Genomic DNA, 18,699 nt, shown 5'->3' with positions numbered 1-18,699 from the left:
GGATCGAATACCGTCCCAGGCTTTTTTATTATTTTACTGTTATTGTTCTTGTTCAGTTATCATTCTTAATTAGTCTTTTTTGTACCTCTTGTTATTCTTGTTCTCTTCAATCTCTTCAACAATAAGCGACAGTTCAGTCCAACGTTCCATCGCCTGTTCCAATTCGTTCTCTACTTTCTTTTGCTCCTCATATAAATCACTCACTTGAGCAATATCACTACCAGCTTCGCTGATTCGTTGTTCAATGGATGCCTGTTGTTCTTCTAATGAAGCAATACGCTCCTCGATCCCATCCCATTCTTGCTGTTCATGGTACGTTAACTTTTGACGCCCTTCTTTATTGGGAGGAGCTGTGGCTTTGTTTTCTTTCTGTTTTTCTTTCTCCTGTGCTCGTTGAAGGGTCATTTCTTCTGCTCGTTCAGACTTCCTCGTTTCAAGGTAAGCAGAGTAGTTCCCTGTAAACCGTCTTAGATGTGCACTTCCCTCAAAGGCGATCAGGTCATCGACAACACGATCGAGAAAATAGCGGTCGTGTGAGACGGTGATGACGACACCAGGAAAATGGTCAAGGTAGTCTTCTAAGATTGCTAATGTCTGCACATCAAGGTCATTGGTGGGTTCGTCGAGGATGAGCACATTAGGCTCTTCCATTAATACCCGCAAAAGGTATAAGCGTCGACGCTCCCCTCCGGAAAGTTTGTTAATGATGTTCCACTGTGTGGGGCGAGGGAACAAGAAACGTTCTAACATTTGTTCAGCGGTAATGGCTTGCCCGTCAACGGTGTGGATCACTTCTGCCCCTTCTCTCACATACTCGATGACGCGCATATTGACGTCCATGTCTTCGTTCTCTTGCGTGTAGTACCCTATTTTAACCGTTTCACCAATGTCTATTGTTCCTTCATCCGGTAATACCTTTCCGGCTATAAGGTTTAATAACGTGGTTTTACCACTGCCATTCGGACCAATGATACCGATACGGTCTCCCGGCTGAACTAAATAATCAAAATCCTGGATGACCGTCGTTTTTTCATAACGCTTGGACACATTTTCGCACTCAATGACCTTTTTTCCTAACCGGGTTGAACCGGTACTCATCTCGATATCCTGGTGGACTGTGTGCGTTTTTTGCTCCTTGATCTGATCGATACGTTGAATTCTCGCTTTTTGTTTAGTGGACCGTGCTTTCGCTCCCCTTTTGAGCCAAGCAAGTTCTCGCCTCAACAGATTCTGTCGTTTACTTTCGGTCGCTAATGCTTGCGCTTCCCGTTCAGCTTTTTTCTCTAAAAACGTCTCATAATTACCCACATACTCGTACAATTCTCCCTGGTCCAGCTCAAAGATAGAGTTGGTCATACGATTGAGGAAATACCGATCATGCGTCACGACCATTAATGCGCCGGGATACTGCGCCAACGTCTCTTCTAGCCATTCAATCGTTTCGTTATCTAAGTGGTTGGTCGGTTCATCTAGTAGCAGTAGATCTGCAGGTTGAATCAGCGCTTTGGCAATGGCTACTCTCTTCTTTTGACCACCCGACAGTGCATTTATCTTTTTATCGTAGTCAGTGATGCCTAACTTATTGAGGACGGTTTTGGCGTTAGCGTTCGCTTCCCATGCGTCGTTTTCATCCATCTTCTGTTGTTTAACCATAAGCTGATTGAGCTTCGTCTCGTTTTGAGGATCTCGCTCTAAAGCCATTAACGCTTGTTCGTAGGCCCTTAGGGCGCGCATGATGTCAGAATCGCCGTAATAAATTTGTTCCAGCACGGTGAGGTCCTCATCCAGAGCAGGCACTTGCGGAAGGTATTCAACATGAAACTGCTTGGCATGTTTGATATGGCCTTCTTCTGCTGTATCTAGCCCTGCTAAAACTTTTAAAAGACTTGATTTCCCCGTGCCATTCACTCCGATTAACCCGATACGTTGTTTTTCTTTAATAGTAAAAGAAATATGGTCGAATAAAACTTTTTCGCCATGTGTTTTTGTTAAGTTTTCAACAGTAAAAATACTCATGTTATCAACCTTACCTTCTATTATGTATACCCTCATTATACACGTTAAGAGGATTGAACACATACCATGAGCTCATTAAAAAAAGCACCCTTTTATAGGTGCCATTTTATCAGCTGTCCTGCATGGGTGAGTCCCCCGCCAAATCCATACAGCAAGACATGATCTTCCTTTTTCAATTTTCCTTCACGAACGCTTGCATCTAAGGCTAAAGGAATTGAAGCTGATGATGTATTACCATACTGTACAAGGCTTGTCAGTGTTTGATCTATAGGAAAGCCAACTTTCTTACATATCGATTCAATCATTCTGAGGTTAGCGCTGTGTGGGACAAACCAGTCTACATCATTCATATTTAAGCCTGCTTTTTCGATAAGGCGCTTCATCCCGACCGGTATAGTAGATACAGCCCATTTGTATACTTCTCGACCGTTCTGTACCAGATAGCCTGGATTGTCCAACACTTCCCCGTTCATCTGTGTCGAAAGGTGGGTACCGTATAAGTTCATCCCGCCTTCCCCTTTGGCCCCAAGATGATGGGAAACAAAGCTTGGCTGCGCTTCGTCGTATTCCAGAAGCATAGCCCCCGCCCCATCACCAAATAAAATACACGTTGAACGATCCTTGTAATCAATGATTTTAGACATCGTTTCCGCACCGATAACCAGTACTTTTTGGTGTAAGCCGGACGATATCAAGCTGTTGGCAACGTGCAATCCGTAAGTAAAGCCTGCACAAGCCGCGTTAAGATCTAAGACACCCGTTTGTGGAATTCCTAGTTTCCCTTGTATATGAGCAGCGACACTGGGCATGATGTAATCAGGCGTAACCGTACAGACAATGACCATGTCTACATCAGCTACTGTTTGGTCATAACGGGCCATTAAATCCTGTACCGCTTTAAAGCCAAGGTCGCTGGAAAATTCATTTTCAGCTGCGACTCGTCGTTCCTTCATCCCTGTTCGCTGTGTAATCCACTCATCGTTGGTTTCGACCATCTGCTCTAAATCTTGATTGCGTAGTATACGTTCAGGGACGTATGACCCGATCGCAGTAATACGTGCTTTAGATTGATTCACAAAGTTCCACCTCTGAAGTTATTATTTGATTATAAGCTAATAAATATAACAATAAATGACCACATAACTTAATAATAACACTACATACTATGACTTGGTACTAATTTTTTATCAAAATGATAGACATCTGACGACAACAGCCATAAAAAAAAGTGAAGGACAAACCCTTCACTTTAAAGGCTTCACAGTGATTTAAAGACAAGCTTACATGAGTCATGTTTCGCACTTCACGCTTAACCTGGTTATGAGACCACGCTAAAAGTATAAGTGGTTTTAGCACGATACCGTTGTCCTTCTTTGACGACCGTACTCTCAAATTCGGGGTGATGAATCGCATCTGGCAGCTTTTGAGTCTCTAAGCATAGGCCTAAGTATTTACGAGATGGGACGCCTCTAATTTTAAATTGATTGTCTAACATATTACCAGTGTATAGGACCACACTTGGTTGATCCGTTTCAACCACAAGTTTACGGCCACTCTGCTTATCCATGAGCTGAATTTCTTCAGTATTGTTCACAGATAAACGCATGGGGTGGTCATAGCCACGACCAGCTAAAATATTCTGTGGATGTTGTGATTTCACGCCGTCTACGATCTTTCTTCCTTGGCGGAAATCGAATGGCGTATTCGTGACATCAATGAACGCTCCTGTTGGGATCAGATCATCTGCTAGCTCAAGAAATTCGTCACTCTTAATCATTAATTCGTGCTGTAATACGTCACGTTGTAGGTCGCCGCTCAAATTAAAGTACGTATGATTCGTCATATTAATGATCGTCGTTTGATTCGGTTGGGCATCGTATTCTATGGTGAGCGCATCATCTTCATGGAGCGTATATGTCACCTTAGCTTCAACCTGGCCTGGGTAACCTTCCTCCCCGTCAGGACTAGTATAAGTGAAGACAACGCCTACTTCCTGTTCCGTTTGGAAGGGCTCCCCTTTCCATAAGACACGGTCCCAACCTTTTACACCACCATGAAGATGGTTTTGGCCATCGTTTTGAGCTAACGTGTACGAGCGCCCTTCTAAATCAAAACTAGCGTCCTTAATTCGCCCAGCTACTCGTCCTATTATGGCACCAAAATACGGTGAATGTTCCTCATAATCATCTATATGGTCAAAGCCTAAGACAACGTTTTCATAATGACCCTGATGATCAGGTGCTAACCATTCGGTGATGACACACCCATAGTCTATACACGTCAGTTGCATCCCTTTATCGTTATGTAGGGTGTATGCGTGTACCGTTTGCCCATCATGCTCTGCAAATACCCTCTTGTCTACTTTCATCTTATCAACCTCATTCCTTTGCCCGATTTTATGCATAAATAAATTCGTTTATCACTATCATCTTATTATAACGTTGCATAGCTGTCATCCATTTCTCACAAATCAAACGGTTATGAAATGTCTTTAAACCTGTAAAAATGATAAAATAGAGCCAAGATTCACCTTCAACGACTAGGAGGACAACCCATGTATTTTATCCCTACGCTAATGCAATATCGTTCGGATTCCCAAATCCCTATACGCAGCCGTATGGTTGAACTATATCAACAGACATTCGAAACCGAAGTTGAGCAGCCTCTAGATCCCCTAGAACGTGAACAACTCAATTTTGAGTATGAATTGGAATTCTTTCAGGCACGTAGACGCATCCACTTCGCACATCGCGTGGAGTTAAAAATGAGAGTCGGTGTGGGACGTCTCTACGTCGTTAAAGATATTGAAGCGTTTCTCACTGCTTTGCTAGAACGAGAGCCTTATACATTTTCGGATCGATTCAGCTACGAACCGGACAAGCATGTTTTGTCCAACGAAGATAAAAAGGTCGCTGAGTATATCCTCACCCTGTATCGTATTCAGGAAAACGACGCCCTGTACATATCCAACCGCCAAGAGAATAAACGGGGCTTCCCTATCCCAGATGTGGCTATGAAAGAGTTAATACAGCATCTGCATGGACAAACCTTAGTTGTCACGACCGCCAGCGACCAGCGTAGACATGTACACATACAGGAGCTTGACCATTCCTATTTATTTTCCTTTCATTTGCGTAAAAGAAAAGCGGGCCGAGATACGCTCCTGACATTAGAAAATGCAGCCAATTACGTCTTTACCTATGCCTCGTATCACACACTCCTACACCAAGACACGCTATACACTTTAAGTGAAAAACAAGCCAAACAACTAGAAATGATCGGCTCACAACTACAACGAAATAACGTCATTGATACGATACCGCCTTCAGACCTAGAAGATTTTTGTTCTTACGTTCTCCCTAATCTACGTCAGATCGGACAGGTGAGCTTGCATGAATCTTTGGCAGCAAATTTAGAGACTGAGCCTTTACAGGCCGTCCTTCACTTAGCCATGAACGATCATGTTCTAGAAGGCCAGGTGACGTTTCGGTATGGTCAGCATGAACGAAATCCGTTCAGTCATGAGGTTCACAGGGATTCACCAACCATCATTGCTCGAGATGTTGAAAAAGAGGGGCTTATTCTTTCTCTATTGTCCCATACCGCATTTACGACTCGTAGTGGCAAACTATACCTTAGTGGATGGGAAAATATTTTTTATTTTATAGTCGAAAACTTACCTCGCTTACAACATGAGATGGAAGTCTATATGACAAAAGAGGTACGACAAATTCTGGTCACCCCATCTACCCCGCCCTCGGTCAGCATGGACATTGACACAGATACGCATTGGCTTGATTTGTCATTCTCCATAGATGGGATACCTGATGAAGAGCTTGTACCATTATTAAAAGCGATGCAAAGTAACGCAAAGTACTATCGTTTGGCTTCGGGGTCCTTTGTCCCCCTCCAACACGAGCAATTCAAACCTTTGAGTGATGTGCTTGATACTATATCTCCGGCAGATCAAAACATACAAAAGGATATGTCCGTCCCTCTATATCACGCGTTCACGTTAGATCCTGAAGGGGCTGGCAAAAGAATATCTGGTCGGTTGCATCGTTTACTCACGGATATAGACAAACCTGCCTTCAGTGACCACCCTGTACCCGAGTCACTTCAAGCAGATCTAAGAGACTACCAGGTCGCTGGCTTCCGATGGTTAAAAACATTATCTCATTATGGTTTAGGTGGCATACTAGCGGATGATATGGGACTTGGAAAGACCGTGCAAACCATCGCTTATCTGCTGTCAGAGGTGGAAGCCAAAAACGATTTTCAAGCTTTGATTATCTGTCCTGCGAGTCTCGTGTATCACTGGGAAAAGGAAATCCATCGCTTTGCCCCTCGTCTGAATGTGAGGGTTGTTGCAGGTACAAAGGACGCTCGACAAGAAGCGTTGAGCACCACAGACAACATGGACGTGTGGATTACATCCTACCCATTAATGCAGCGAGACGTGGATTTATATCACGCGATGCTTTTTACAACTTTGATCCTTGATGAAGCACAAGCGATAAAAAACGAGGCGACCAAAACGACAAAAGCAGTCCGCGCGATACGTACACAGAAAGTGTACGCTCTGAGCGGCACACCGATAGAGAATCAAATTGACGAAATATACACCTTATTTGAAACCCTCATGCCCGGTATTTTAGGATCAAAGCAGAAGTTCAAAAATCTCAGTCACAAAGAGATCGCAAAACGAGTAAGACCCTTCATACTCAGAAGATTAAAATCAGATGTTCTAACCGAATTACCAGACAAAATGGAATCTGTACAGTACACGGACCTAACAACTGAGCAAAAGAAGTTATACGTGGCTCAAGTCAAGCAATTAACGAAAGAAATCGATGATGCCGTCACAACAAATAAATTTCAAGAACGGAGAATGGAAATACTGGCGGGCCTCACCAGGCTAAGACAGATCTGTTGTCATCCTGCCTTAGTTTTAGAAGAGGGACAGACATACGGTTCTGGCAAGCTTGAACGTCTCTTAGAATACGTCCATGATGCTCTAGCAGCAGGACAGCGCATTGTTATTTTCTCACAATTCACTTCAATGCTCAGTATTATAAAAGAAGCGTTCGACCAACGTGAATGGTCTTATTACTATTTAGACGGACAAACCCCAAGTAAAGAACGGGTGGCTCTCGCTGATAAGTTTAACAACGGGGGTAAAGCTCTGTTTCTCATTTCATTAAAGGCAGGTGGCACTGGACTCAACCTAATCGGAGGCGATACCGTTATTCTCTACGATACATGGTGGAATCCAGCGGTCGAAGATCAAGCGGCAGATCGTGTATATCGCTATGGGCAAACGAAAAATGTCCAGGTCATCAAGCTCATTTCGAATGGGACCATTGAGGAAAAAATCCTAGCTTTACATGAAAAGAAAAAAGCACTCGTAGAGGAGATTATCCAACCTGGAGACACGACACTCCACTCCCTGAGTGCTGATGATATCAAAGCTTTACTTGCGACAGATGAAACGACGTTCAATTAAGTTCGCAAAAAGATACAGGAAAAGCCATCGGCAACTCCAAATAGGGGCCTAGCAAACCAAAAGGAGTTGAAACGATGGCTTACCAAAATTCTACCGTATCCTTAGAACAAAGGCTACTAAAATTCATGTTAATCAGTGAGGAAGGTTTTTTAACTTAGTACTATTTTACAGCTTCCGTGTTCTCATATCTGCTGTCTAAAAAATCTACAATATGAATAATGTAGCCTTCTATTGACTGTGGATTACGAATACATGATCCCCACTCCGGGAGACCGTGGTGACAGAGAATACAGTGAGTCATTTGGTGAATATTCTCTAAAGATATATGAATGTTCTCATTTTCAATAATCTTGGTAAGAATAAGTACACCATAAGGAATATGCCCTACCATTACTCCTAATTCATCCATAGTGATACCAGTTTGTTTTCGATTTGTTGTATTTGACTGATCAGCTGTAGGAAATAAAAATTGAAATTCATCAAATGTTTTTCCGGCATGATCATATTCTAACAACTTTCCAATATCATGAAATAGAATACTAGTCATAATTAAATCATAGTTAGGTTGAGTATCTTTATACTTCATCATACCCTGTAGCATATTATAAAGATGATCTATAGTGTCCTTCCAAATTAGTTGTTGTGGGTTACCGTCTGTTTGCAGTTGAGACCATAACTCATTTTTGTATGCTTTTTCAACAATGCTTATAAGTTTCATTGTTGCTTTGTAGTGATTCTCTTCAATTTTTAAGATATATCTTGCAAATCTCATTAACCCAATTGTATGCTTTAGTAATCCACCTAAATAATTATGGTGGTAGCCCTTTGCTGCTGGCCTAATTCTAAATTGATCCCAAAAGCGAGTCATTGCTGCTAAGGCAATATCTTTAAAAGGTGAGGCTAGTTCATAAATGTATGAAAATAGCTCGACAGTAAGTTCTTCTATGTTTTGTTTAGTATATGCCAATAATGAAAAAGGATTGATATCTTCTGTACATGGAGCGATTTGATTTATAGTTAGTGATTTAAGTCCTCGAAACTCATCAACAATACCTTCAATATCAAAAATAGAATGCTCTTCTAACAGAGGTTGATTCTTCTCAACAGCCCCTTGGTTATCCCACATTTTTGCATTAATTATTCCTGCGTTATTACTAAATTTCATTTTTAGAAACTGTTTGTTAGCTTTAGTTAGTTGAACATTATATTCGTTAAGGAGTACTCGAATCTTCACATTATTTCCTTGGACTTCATTTTGTATATTAAAGTTCTCATCATTATTAGGTAATACGGGTGGTGGATACTGATTAAGTATTTGTTCTCTTTCTGTTTCAGAAGCCTCGAATTTAATAGGGATAATATCATAGAAATATGATTTTAAGTCAGACATTTTTTCACTCCAATAAATAGATTAAAACTATTATGTTACTGATAGAATAATGTGTTTCTTAAATTATTGTAACGTAACTTAGCATATAGAACATTAATAAACTTTTAAAGAAAAAGAGCTAAGCCCGTGTAATTGTGTGAAAATAAAACTCTCTTAAAAATAATGAGAGCCAATTTCAAAATCCTCTGTTAGAGTTGTAGTTAACGATAACTGTACAATAAAAAAGGCGCATCACTATTGTGATAGCACCAATTGTATAGTATTAATCCCAGATACGGACTCTTGGAACATCTGCTGTTCTTAAATAATCTAATAACTGACCAGTATGAACTGATTCATGATAAGCAATACGTAAAAGCATGTCCCCCAAATCTCTTATGTAACCTGATTCTGAGCGATCAATCTTTATGTTTATTAAATCGTCTTCTGAAAATGACTTAATTGTATCCATGAACTGGTTTCGATAAGGTTCTGCAAATTCTAATTCTGCATTTACAGATGTAAAAGGTCGATTTTCGAAAGGTGAATCAAAAACAGCTAAACTACCTTTATTTTTTATAGCCAGGTGATAATAATGTTCGCTTTCGAGTACGTGTCTAATCATTTCTAAGCAGTTCAATGCTTTGTCATCTGGCTTCCAATGGAGCTTTTCTTCTGGGATAGATGTCCAGACTTTTATGCTTCTTCTTCTAACTTCAGTAAAATTTAATATAATTAAATCAATTGAATTCATATTAATTCCTCCTTTGTTTAAAAACACTTTAATTATTCACGAATGAATGTTCACGCTATTACTCCTGTCTTTGATTCTATTTCATGTAAGAACTAGAATAATTGATTAAGTCCCCCAAAAATTATAGCAGGCCACGCTATACACTAACGTATAAGTCAAACATGTTCACATCGTAATCTAACTGTTTCATGTAGTTAAATAGCTGCGCACGATGGTGGAAGATATGGGTCGCCGTTTCTGTTAACCATGTGGCTTGTGTGTGCCCACTTTCAGAATAAAAAGCGGTTGTCTCCTTATTTAGAAACGCTTCATCAGATAGAGATGTCATGTACGTTTTTAACTTTTCAAACCCCTTATACATCTCCTCAGCCAAATCTTCAGCTGTTTCTAAACGCTTATAATATCCTTCTATAGTACGGACGTCTCCTTCACCCTTCTCTTGCATAATTGTTAAATCAACCTCTGGGATAGACACGAGATGCCACATCAAGTGTCGCAGACTGTTCATATGATCAGCAGGTTGATAGTCCCAGTGCTCCTCTTTTACCTTTTTAATAAGATTGGTACTACTCTTGATCCCGACCTCCATCTCGTGTAACAAAACATCACGTAACGTATTGACCGCATTGGACATCATGAACATCCTCCCTTTCCTCATATGGTATATTTTGGGTATACCAACCACATTATAACACGTACATATGTTCCTTATCTACTATTTTTATTCATAATAGACAGTACCCTTCTTCCCTCTTCATCCTTCTACATATTTTCCCCTTGTTAGACTAGCGCTTGTCACTTCCTGCGCTTGCTCGGGAAATATTTTATGCGTCAAGTGTCTATCGTTTAATAGTGTTTGGTCCTAAATATTGTGTTACACTAAGACAAAAGATTCTGACTATATCATAAATAATCAAAAACAGTTTATATGGTACCACTTACATAGGAGGCCTACGTGTATGACAATAGACTTTCACTTACCAACCATCATTCGTGCGGGGAACGATACTTTTAGAAAAACGGGGATGTACCTTAAGTCCTCTATACTGTGTCAACGTATTTTCATTGTCACAGACTCAGGCATACAACAGGCAGGTTATGTCCAGGAGCTGGAACAAGTATTACAACGAGAGGGCTATATCACTGACGTCTTTACACAAGTACAACCGAATCCAAGAGATACAGATTGTATGGCGGGAGGGGAAGCGGCGCAACGATTTGCAGCCGAGGTCATTTTGGCTTTAGGCGGTGGCTCTGTTATAGACTCAGCTAAAGCGATTGCCATCTTACAGCGTCTGGGCGGACGTCCTCAGGACTACCAAGGACGAGACCAAATACTAGGTGACGTCACACCAGTTGTGGCCATACCTACGACGGCTGGTACTGGAGCTGAAGTGACACGTTCATCCGTGATTACCGATACAACACGTAAGGAGAAATTGACGATAAAAGACGTCAAGATCGCCCCAAAGCTAGCCATTGTAGATCCAACGTTAACTCATGCGCTTCCACCCTCGTTAACAGCGTCTACCGGTATGGATGCTTTAGTTCACGCCATTGAAGCGTACACTTGTAAAAGGGCAAATCCCATATCGGATGGATTAGCCTTACAAGCGATGCACTATATATTTCCACACTTGCGAGCCGCCTTCGAAGATGGGACTAATGAAAGGGCGAGATACAACCTCATGATAGGTTCAACGATTGCTGGTATGGCTTTCTCCCATGCTGACGTGGCCTCGGTGCATTGCATGGCCGAAGCCATTGGTGGCCGTTATGATATTGCACATGGTGTGGCCAACTCTATTTTTCTACCATACGTACTGGCATATAATGCTCAGACGGACATCACCAAGCATGCCAACATCGCTCGCACAATAGGACTCACTTCAACACAAGATGATCACGAAGCTACTGACATTTTAGTCCAAGAAATGAAACAACTTGCCCTAGATTTGTCGATCCCTTCACTATCTTCTTTTGCCCAAGTCAAAGAGCATGACTTTAATCAACTCGCTGAGGCGGCTGAAGCGAACGGTTCGACACCGAGTAATGTGAGAACAATGACAAAATCAGATTATTTGTACCTTTTCAAGCAAACCTATAAAGGTTATTAATACATTATCTAACGCATCCATTCTGGTAAGAGCTGATAGAATACATCCGTAGCAGTACCTGAAAAGTAATAAAGAGCAGCGAAGAAAATGATAAAAAATAATAATTTTTTCATACTTACTACCCCTTTCAATTTATAATGAGCGTCGAAAGCTATAATAGTGCCATTTATCTTGATTAGAAGACAATTTCTTTTATCTGTCCTTTTTTCGACAGCGACCTCAAAAGTCCTTCAGACGCTCAGTATATTTTGTTGAGAAAACATGAAAAAAGTAGCCTGTTTCTCACGAGCAAATAGCGACATTGCACTTTGTACTCATAAGATACAGGCTACATCTTAATTGTCCTTCTTACTCATCAAATTCTTGAACTCATGTGAAGACACCGATGACCGACGTACAGTCAATAGAGATGGTTATTCATCTAAGTGCTTTTTCAACTCTTTTAGCATTTGGTTGGCACCCTCTGGGCTTAGCACAATCTGCCCATCGTGTAACGTAAGATTGTCCTCAGAGATATGCCCAGTTAAGATACAAGCTTGACGGGAAATATGTTTACGTAAAATAATATGTTCGCCATCCACTAATATCTCCAAAGGATCTCCTTCCCTGATCTCGAGTGTCTTACGAAGTTCTTTAGGTATGACCACCCGACCTAACTCGTCCACTTTTCTTACAATACCAGTCGACTTCATACATACCCCTCCCTTATTCATAAATTAAAAAGCCTTATATTGGCCACCGTGTAATCTTTTAGTTTTGCAGGCATTACATGTCAATAGAAGCAGGCTTTAAGCAGAAATAGAGCATTTAAAGAAAGGAGTTCTAGCACCACTCTATATTTTTCGTTACTAGGGTATGATTCTATGTCCGTTAATTTTAATATTGTTAGGTATTTAAACATCTATTACCAGTATATCCGCTTACTTGTATTTATTTAGTTCCATTAAATCATACCTTTTATGAAGGAACAACCATTTTTTGGCCCTTTATACCTATTTTATTTCAACACTTTAAACAAATAATGCACTTAATTTTTCTAGATACATGAAAAGTTTCTCTTGTGAATCAAAGTTGATTTGAAGGGATACGTTTTCTTTAAATGTTTATGTATTCTAACGAGGTATATGATATAATACATTTAAGGTACATTGTCAGACGGTCGATCACTGTGATGATTGTAAGGAGGTTTCATTTTGGCCAATCAATCGAAGGATAATAGCAAAATCAATGAGACCGCATTCGGTCTTAGCCAAAAACAACTGATTACCTTGTTTGTCCTGAAACAATTACGTTATGGTCACCAACGTAATGCGAACCAACTGTTTAATCTTATGGAGCAAGCTCTGCCCTTCAAGCGGCGATCGCGCATGTATGTGTACCAAACATTAAAAGGCATGCATCGTAACGGCACTGTAGCACAAACAAAGTCGGGCAGAAGCTACTATTATGCGATCACGTCCAAAGGTGAGCAAGATTATCAACATTTTCTAACGTTACATCTACAGCGATTTGAGACGATAAAAAAGATACTAGACATGATGCTAGAGCAAGTCATTCATCCTCAAAGACAGAAGGCGCACGCCCTGGAAATGACACTCAGTGAGGAGGATCGCAAATTCGTAAGCAGAGTGATTAATGTGCGAGACCTGGTCCGGTATCTGACATTGCGAGAATTGCAGCAACACCCCAAAGGCATCCACGGAGGGCATGTCTACCGTTATATCAAGGATTGCTTTGTTTGGTATGTAAGCGAGGGGTACTTTTATGACGTTTTACGCCGCATGGAAAACCCACAAAAATACGACCCTGAAAGCGTTGAATTTTCTCTCGTTTACAGTACTTGGGCAGACCCGGACACTAGAAGCCATAGAAACTATTTTTTGAACCAAAACGGAAAAGCGGTGTTCTCTACCATCGAGTCAAACTTGACGAATGAGTTAAGAGACGTTCATCGCTATATCAACAGTATTCTTTCCCTATTATCTACTTCTTGAGATTTGCCTTTCGGGATTTATTCGCGATTTCGCGTGTTGACGGTCATGACCTAATATGATCATGATCTGCTGATATCTCATCATCTAGTGTTAACAGCATGTCGACATGCGGTATACCGTCCTCCAAATACATATCTGATACGGACTTAAAACCGAAGGAAGCGTAAAAATGTTGCAAATATTGTTGAGCTTGAATCTTCACCCTTTTAGCATCTAGTTTATAGTGAATCATATCTAGTGCCTGACGGAGCATGTCTTTTGCTAGTCCTTTTCCTCTATACTTTTTATTTACAATCACGCGGCCAATCGACGCTTCATCATAAGCCACACCTGGTGGTAGAATACGGGAATAGGCGGCTATCGCACCTTTTTCTTCTATATAAAACAAATGGTAGGAATCCTGATCTTTGCCATCTAATTCTGGATAAGGACAATCTTGTTCCACAACGAAAACATTAATTCTCGCCGTTATGATGTCATAGAGCTCCTGCTTAGATAATTCACTGAACGTCTTAAGTTTCCAACTCATCGCTATTCCTCTCCTTTGATCCGTTTATATGGTATACTCATTCATAAAGATTTTTTCCGTGTTATGATAATTGCAATTGACTACGCTTATTTTATCGAGTCAGAGTCGGTATGAGAATGATCTTACCGCTTACGATGCTATCAATTCAAGAATAAAAGTGACTGAAAGGAGTCTAATTGTGACAAAGTTTACATTCGAACTCATTCACTCAGATATCGAAAAATTTGAAGAAATAGACCATGTCATCCCCGCGAGCTCCTTAGAAGACGCCATTCAAAAGTTTGTGCGCAAACATGATCTTGAACCACCCGCTTATTATGATGCCCCAACGTTCGATAAGGAAATTGAATTATATTTTAATAGTGAACGAGGTAAAGTGCAATATAAAATTATGTGGTAAAGGACGAGGAGGAGTCATAAATGTATATAAGTGATGAGGCCAAACAGTTTCTTTTGCATCTACTCGCAAAGCGTCAGAAAAAAGGCATCAGAATAGGATATAACGAAAAAAGCAAGTGAGGTCTGTCAAAATTTAAGCTAACTCTGGATGAGTTAAAAGAGGGTGATCATGTACAAAAAGTAAACGGGTTGACGGTATTTTATCAAGGAGAAGTGAGCTTACATGTACACCGATTACGCATCGCATACCATGACGGTCGGTTGAAATTGTATGACACACAAGCACATGACGACAATTAACGACAAATTGATTGCCATGTAAGAATAACTAACAAACAAATATTGAGGGATCAATCCCTTGGTATGACTGCTTTAACATTATTTTTCTGAATTTTCATAATATAAAAGCATCTTTGCATATCGTTGATAGATTTGTGGTACAATGGTAGTATCACACTAAATGTGACAAAATTTTGTCATTTTTCGGCGCGTTATGTATGCGCTACATTTTTAGGGGGGTTATAATGGAGTTTTCATTTACAAAGTTTTTACAAGCCTTTGAAGAGTATCTACAAGCCTTCATTGGTGGGAGTAATGAAATACTTTGGTCTTATTTACTCGTCGGTTTGTTAGTGATCCTCGGCATTTATTTTACTATCAGGTCTAACTTCGTACAATTTAGACATATCGGGGAAATGTTTAGTCTATTTAAAGAAAAGCCTAGTAGCAAGAATCGTGTGTCTTCCTTCGGGGCATTTTGTGTGGGCGCTGCCTCTCGTATTGGGACAGGTAACCTTGCTGGTGTTGCTGTGGCAATCACATTAGGTGGTCCTGGTGCAATATTCTGGATGTGGGTCATGGGCTTTTTCGGAGCCGCATTAGCCTTCGTTGAAAGTACCCTAGCCCAAGTGTATAAGGTTAAGGATCCAAGTGGGTTTAAAGGTGGACCTTCCTATTATATGGAAAAAGCGCTTGGTAAGAGATGGATGGGTATTATCTTCTCAGTCCTCATTATATTCACTTTTGGTCTCGCCTTCGTCTCTGTACAAGCTAATACGATTTCCGAAGCCTTCAATAGTGCCTTTGGCATTGATCGTCTCGTCGTTGGTCTTTCCATTGCCTTAATCACAGCCCTCGTTATTTTCGGTGGGATCAAACGTATTGCTAAAGTGTCTCAAGTTGTTGTACCTGTGATGGCTGTATTTTATATCTTACTCGCATTATATGTGGTCATTGTTAATATCACTGAAATTCCTGGTTTAATCGGTATGATTGTATCTAGTGCTTTCGGTTGGAACGAAGCATTCGGGGGTGCGATTGGTGCCGCGATTGTAAACGGTGTCAAACGTGGATTGTTCTCTAACGAAGCTGGTATGGGTAGTGCACCTGTAGCCGCTGCAACGGCGGACGTCAGTCACCCTGCCAAACAAGGGTTTATCCAGACACTCGGGGTTTTTGTAGACACCATCATTATCTGTAGTGCGACCGCGTTTATCATTTTACTTTCTGGATTTACCCCTTCCGAAAACATGGAAGGTATTACGGTGACCCAGCTTGCGTTGAGTGAGCATGTCGGTGCATGGGCAACAACGTTTATCGCCTTTGCCATCTTACTGTTCAGCTTTAGTTCTATTATCGGGAGCTACTACTACGGGGAATCAAATATTGAATTTATCAAAGAAAGTAAGCCTACCCTGTTCGTCTTCAGACTTGCGGTTGTCGGTATGGTCACATTTGGTTCTATCGCGAGCTTAGAACTAGTCTGGAGCTTAGCAGACTTATTTATGGGATTAATGGCTGTGACCAACCTCATTGCTCTTATCCTTATTGGGAAAATTTCAATTACTGTCTTACAAGATTATTTAGAGCAGAAAAAAGAAGGCAAGGACCCTGTCTTCTTAGCGAGTCGTATCAAAGGTTTAAACAATACGGAATGCTGGAACGAAGAAGATGTACGTCATTTCACTGACGATATCAAGGTAGAGCAAAAAGATTCACAAGATGTGAACGTATAAACAGTAAACAATCTTCATTAGTAAAAAAGAGAAAATATATGTTTAGCATGCATCATTCACGCTTCCCTTAGATCTCATTCTGGGGGAAGCTTTTTTGTATCTATCATCAAAAAAAGCATCCATCTCACACGGGGATGGATGCTATCAGGATCATCGAATCAGGCTCATGTGCTCATTATGATATGAAATATGAACACACTCTATTCAACGTATGACTAGACTTTTCTTCCAGCTGATTCATAGATGACATCTATCACTTTCGTATTCAGTACAGACTGCGCTGTATCGATCGGAAGCGGGGCCTCTCCACGTATAGCTGCACAGAAGTGCTCGACCTGCGAGGCATACATGTTAAATGGCTCAAATGTTTCTTCCCACTGTTCATTTTTCGCCTCCACCCTAATCTTAGCCTCTCCTTTATCTGGGCGAAAAGGGAGATCAATTTCGATTGTACCAACAGCACCCACCACCTCAACGTACTGTCTATTGGCCGCTTCAAAAGAACAGTCAAAGTGAGCAATTGATTCATTATCGAATTTAAGTAAGGCCTGTAACGAGGTATCTACGATGCCATTGTCAGCATATTTGGCCAGTGCACGTACGTCCGTTGGCTCTTTCTGCATAATCAGACGACTAGCGTGAACACAATAACATCCTACGTCATATAAGGCACCGCCACCTGTGTCCGGTTGTAAACGTATATTCTCCTTGTCGTCCATAGGGAAGGAAAAGTGCGCTTGAATAATTTTAATCTCCCCTATGCGCCCACTGTCTAAAACCTCTCTCACCTTCTCCCATTGCGGGTGAAACTGATACATATAAGCTTCCATGAACTGTACATCGTTTTCTTTGCATACGGCTATCATCTCTTCCACCTGAGCTTGGTTTAGCCCCGCTGGTTTCTCACATAATACATGCTTGCCTTTTTGGGCTGCTTTTTTCGTCCATTCCGCATGTTTATGATTTGGAAGTGGTATGTAAACGGCATCAATGTCATCTTGATCTAAAAGTGCCTCGTAGCTATCATACGCTTCTGGAATATCATTTTGTTCAGCGAAAGCCTTCGCTCGCTCTAGAGAACGGCTAGCAACGGCCACAACTTCAGCATGATCCACTTCTTTTATAGCCGGTATGAGCTGTTTACGGGCAATACTGGCACAGCCCAGAATGCCCCATTTTATCTGTTTCATTCACGAACTCCCTCCATGGTTATCCCTTTTTATCTCTGCCACTACGATTTCTATGTCCTTTTCGTAATTCCTGTCTATTTGCGAAAATTCCTTAAGCTGTTGTATTATCATACCAACATTCTTTCCAAATCGGATGAGGATGAAAAAAATAGTATAAACAATTTACCTATAATGCCTGTTTTTTTAAATGGCACATCATGTTTGATCGGTTTTTTACTTTGTTTCATTTCCTATATGATAAAGTACATGCCTTAATAATTTACTATTACGATCCACTCTAGGATGATCAAACTCTAAGCATTTTGACATGCCTATTTTTCTCATCACGTTCTCGGAACGCGTATTTAATTTGGTTGTGAAGCTATAGACGTCTTTAAATTTTAACTCGTTAAATCCATAGGCTAAACAAGCTTTGGCCCCTTCAGTAGCATAACCGTTTCCCCAAGCTTCCTTGACTAATCTCCACCCAATCTCAATACAGGGTGTAAATTCAGCTTCAAATGTGGCCCAGTGAAACCCAATAAAGCCAATACATTTCTCATCTGACTTTGTTTCGACGGCATATAGTCCGTATCCATACTGCTCAAATTCTGCTTTAATGGCTTGTAAAAACGTCATTATTTGGGGTTCCGTCGGCATGTGAGCAAAATACGCCATCACGTCGCGGTCTTGATTCATATTGATAAACATATCAATATCCTTATCCTCCCAATCGCGGAATAACAACCTTTCAGACTCAAAATAGATCATGTGTGTGTCCCCTTTTCCCTATGTCATTTACTAGAATATTATAATCTTTAAATAGATGTA

15 protein-coding genes are annotated in these 18,699 nt (G+C 40.8%); 5 read left to right on the top strand and 10 right to left on the bottom strand.

From position 1 onward, the window contains the following. Positions 1 to 69: 69 nt before the first annotated feature. The 3 genes from JKM87_RS02815 to JKM87_RS02805 all read right to left on the bottom strand — a co-directional run bounded on the left by JKM87_RS02815 (position 70) and on the right by JKM87_RS02805 (position 4,384). On the bottom strand, positions 70 to 2,016 hold the full coding sequence (locus tag JKM87_RS02815) for an ABC transporter ATP-binding protein (RefSeq protein ID WP_202077656.1): 1,947 nt from the start codon (positions 2,014 to 2,016) through the stop codon (positions 70 to 72). Positions 2,017 to 2,108: 92 nt separating this feature from the next. Continuing rightward, positions 2,109 to 3,092 carry a beta-ketoacyl-ACP synthase 3 gene (locus JKM87_RS02810; RefSeq protein WP_202077654.1) on the bottom strand — a complete coding sequence of 328 codons (984 nt, stop codon included), beginning with the start codon at positions 3,090 to 3,092 and terminating at the stop codon, positions 2,109 to 2,111. Between the two features lie 242 nt (positions 3,093 to 3,334). Then, positions 3,335 to 4,384, bottom strand: coding sequence for an aldose epimerase family protein (locus JKM87_RS02805; RefSeq protein ID WP_202077652.1), 1,050 nt, complete (start codon positions 4,382 to 4,384; stop codon positions 3,335 to 3,337). 186 nt (positions 4,385 to 4,570) lie between these two features. On the opposite strand from JKM87_RS02805, the gene JKM87_RS02800 reads away from it, so the two are divergent. Then, positions 4,571 to 7,522: a DEAD/DEAH box helicase gene (locus JKM87_RS02800; RefSeq protein ID WP_202077650.1), complete on the top strand. Its 2,952-nt coding sequence runs from the start codon at positions 4,571 to 4,573 to the stop codon at positions 7,520 to 7,522. A 160-nt stretch (positions 7,523 to 7,682) separates the two neighbouring features. Here JKM87_RS02800 and JKM87_RS02795 read toward each other — a convergent pair whose 3' ends face one another. The 3 genes from JKM87_RS02795 to JKM87_RS02785 all read right to left on the bottom strand — a co-directional run bounded on the left by JKM87_RS02795 (position 7,683) and on the right by JKM87_RS02785 (position 10,282). After that, positions 7,683 to 8,912, bottom strand: coding sequence for an HD domain-containing protein (locus JKM87_RS02795; protein ID WP_202077648.1), 1,230 nt, complete (start codon positions 8,910 to 8,912; stop codon positions 7,683 to 7,685). 262 nt (positions 8,913 to 9,174) lie between these two features. Then, positions 9,175 to 9,645 (bottom strand): DinB family protein, encoded by a 471-nt coding sequence (locus tag JKM87_RS02790; RefSeq protein WP_202077646.1) that lies wholly within the window; start codon positions 9,643 to 9,645, stop codon positions 9,175 to 9,177. Positions 9,646 to 9,781: 136 nt separating this feature from the next. Continuing rightward, on the bottom strand, positions 9,782 to 10,282 hold the full coding sequence (locus JKM87_RS02785) for a DinB family protein (protein ID WP_336885114.1): 501 nt from the start codon (positions 10,280 to 10,282) through the stop codon (positions 9,782 to 9,784). 322 nt (positions 10,283 to 10,604) lie between these two features. Here JKM87_RS02785 and JKM87_RS02780 point away from each other — a divergent pair, with 322 nt between their 5' ends. After that, entirely contained in the window at positions 10,605 to 11,762 is a 1,158-nt protein-coding gene (locus JKM87_RS02780; RefSeq protein ID WP_202077644.1) for an iron-containing alcohol dehydrogenase, read from the top strand. A 413-nt stretch (positions 11,763 to 12,175) separates the two neighbouring features. Here the strand turns inward: JKM87_RS02780 and JKM87_RS02775 are convergent, their stop codons facing one another. Further along, positions 12,176 to 12,454 carry an AbrB/MazE/SpoVT family DNA-binding domain-containing protein gene (locus tag JKM87_RS02775; protein ID WP_202077642.1) on the bottom strand — a complete coding sequence of 93 codons (279 nt, stop codon included), beginning with the start codon at positions 12,452 to 12,454 and terminating at the stop codon, positions 12,176 to 12,178. A gap of 501 nt (positions 12,455 to 12,955) precedes the next feature. Between JKM87_RS02775 and JKM87_RS02770 the strand changes: the two genes are divergently transcribed. Next, complete coding sequence (locus JKM87_RS02770; RefSeq protein ID WP_202077640.1) at positions 12,956 to 13,756, top strand: hypothetical protein; 801 nt, start codon at positions 12,956 to 12,958, stop codon at positions 13,754 to 13,756. Between the two features lie 43 nt (positions 13,757 to 13,799). Here JKM87_RS02770 and JKM87_RS02765 read toward each other — a convergent pair whose 3' ends face one another. Next, on the bottom strand, positions 13,800 to 14,285 hold the full coding sequence (locus JKM87_RS02765; RefSeq protein WP_202077638.1) for a GNAT family N-acetyltransferase: 486 nt from the start codon (positions 14,283 to 14,285) through the stop codon (positions 13,800 to 13,802). 178 nt (positions 14,286 to 14,463) lie between these two features. Here JKM87_RS02765 and JKM87_RS02760 point away from each other — a divergent pair, with 178 nt between their 5' ends. Beyond that, positions 14,464 to 14,685 carry a hypothetical protein gene (locus tag JKM87_RS02760; RefSeq protein ID WP_202077636.1) on the top strand — a complete coding sequence of 74 codons (222 nt, stop codon included), beginning with the start codon at positions 14,464 to 14,466 and terminating at the stop codon, positions 14,683 to 14,685. Between the two features lie 523 nt (positions 14,686 to 15,208). Further along, complete coding sequence (locus JKM87_RS02755) at positions 15,209 to 16,699, top strand: alanine/glycine:cation symporter family protein (protein ID WP_202077634.1); 1,491 nt, start codon at positions 15,209 to 15,211, stop codon at positions 16,697 to 16,699. A 215-nt stretch (positions 16,700 to 16,914) separates the two neighbouring features. Here the strand turns inward: JKM87_RS02755 and JKM87_RS02750 are convergent, their stop codons facing one another. Then, positions 16,915 to 17,889: a Gfo/Idh/MocA family protein gene (locus JKM87_RS02750; RefSeq protein ID WP_202077632.1), complete on the bottom strand. Its 975-nt coding sequence runs from the start codon at positions 17,887 to 17,889 to the stop codon at positions 16,915 to 16,917. 213 nt (positions 17,890 to 18,102) lie between these two features. Then, positions 18,103 to 18,639, bottom strand: coding sequence for a GNAT family N-acetyltransferase (locus JKM87_RS02745; protein ID WP_202077630.1), 537 nt, complete (start codon positions 18,637 to 18,639; stop codon positions 18,103 to 18,105). Positions 18,640 to 18,699 lie beyond the last annotated feature (60 nt).

This window comes from Caldalkalibacillus salinus, from assembly GCF_016745835.1.
In the GTDB taxonomy this organism is placed as follows: Bacteria; Bacillota; Bacilli; order Caldalkalibacillales; family JCM-10596; genus Caldalkalibacillus_A; species Caldalkalibacillus_A salinus.
The sequence above is the reverse complement of the archived record's forward strand: the minus strand, read 5'-3'. Positions and strand labels throughout refer to the sequence as shown.

What these genes read in the sequence shown, in the direction of transcription:
- JKM87_RS02815 (WP_202077656.1), bottom strand. Translation starts at nt 2,016, where the DNA reads ATGAGTATTTTTACTGTTGAAAACTTAACAAAAACACATGGCGAAAAA.
- JKM87_RS02805 (WP_202077652.1), bottom strand. Translation starts at nt 4,384, where the DNA reads ATGAAAGTAGACAAGAGGGTATTTGCAGAGCATGATGGGCAAACGGTA.
- JKM87_RS02800 (WP_202077650.1), top strand. Translation starts at nt 4,571, where the DNA reads ATGTATTTTATCCCTACGCTAATGCAATATCGTTCGGATTCCCAAATC.
- JKM87_RS02795 (WP_202077648.1), bottom strand. Translation starts at nt 8,912, where the DNA reads ATGTCTGACTTAAAATCATATTTCTATGATATTATCCCTATTAAATTC.
- JKM87_RS02790 (WP_202077646.1), bottom strand. Translation starts at nt 9,645, where the DNA reads ATGAATTCAATTGATTTAATTATATTAAATTTTACTGAAGTTAGAAGA.
- JKM87_RS02785 (WP_336885114.1), bottom strand. Translation starts at nt 10,282, where the DNA reads ATGATGTCCAATGCGGTCAATACGTTACGTGATGTTTTGTTACACGAG.
- JKM87_RS02780 (WP_202077644.1), top strand. Translation starts at nt 10,605, where the DNA reads ATGACAATAGACTTTCACTTACCAACCATCATTCGTGCGGGGAACGAT.
- JKM87_RS02775 (WP_202077642.1), bottom strand. Translation starts at nt 12,454, where the DNA reads ATGAAGTCGACTGGTATTGTAAGAAAAGTGGACGAGTTAGGTCGGGTG.
- JKM87_RS02765 (WP_202077638.1), bottom strand. Translation starts at nt 14,285, where the DNA reads ATGAGTTGGAAACTTAAGACGTTCAGTGAATTATCTAAGCAGGAGCTC.
- JKM87_RS02755 (WP_202077634.1), top strand. Translation starts at nt 15,209, where the DNA reads ATGGAGTTTTCATTTACAAAGTTTTTACAAGCCTTTGAAGAGTATCTA.
- JKM87_RS02750 (WP_202077632.1), bottom strand. Translation starts at nt 17,889, where the DNA reads ATGAAACAGATAAAATGGGGCATTCTGGGCTGTGCCAGTATTGCCCGT.
- JKM87_RS02745 (WP_202077630.1), bottom strand. Translation starts at nt 18,639, where the DNA reads ATGATCTATTTTGAGTCTGAAAGGTTGTTATTCCGCGATTGGGAGGAT.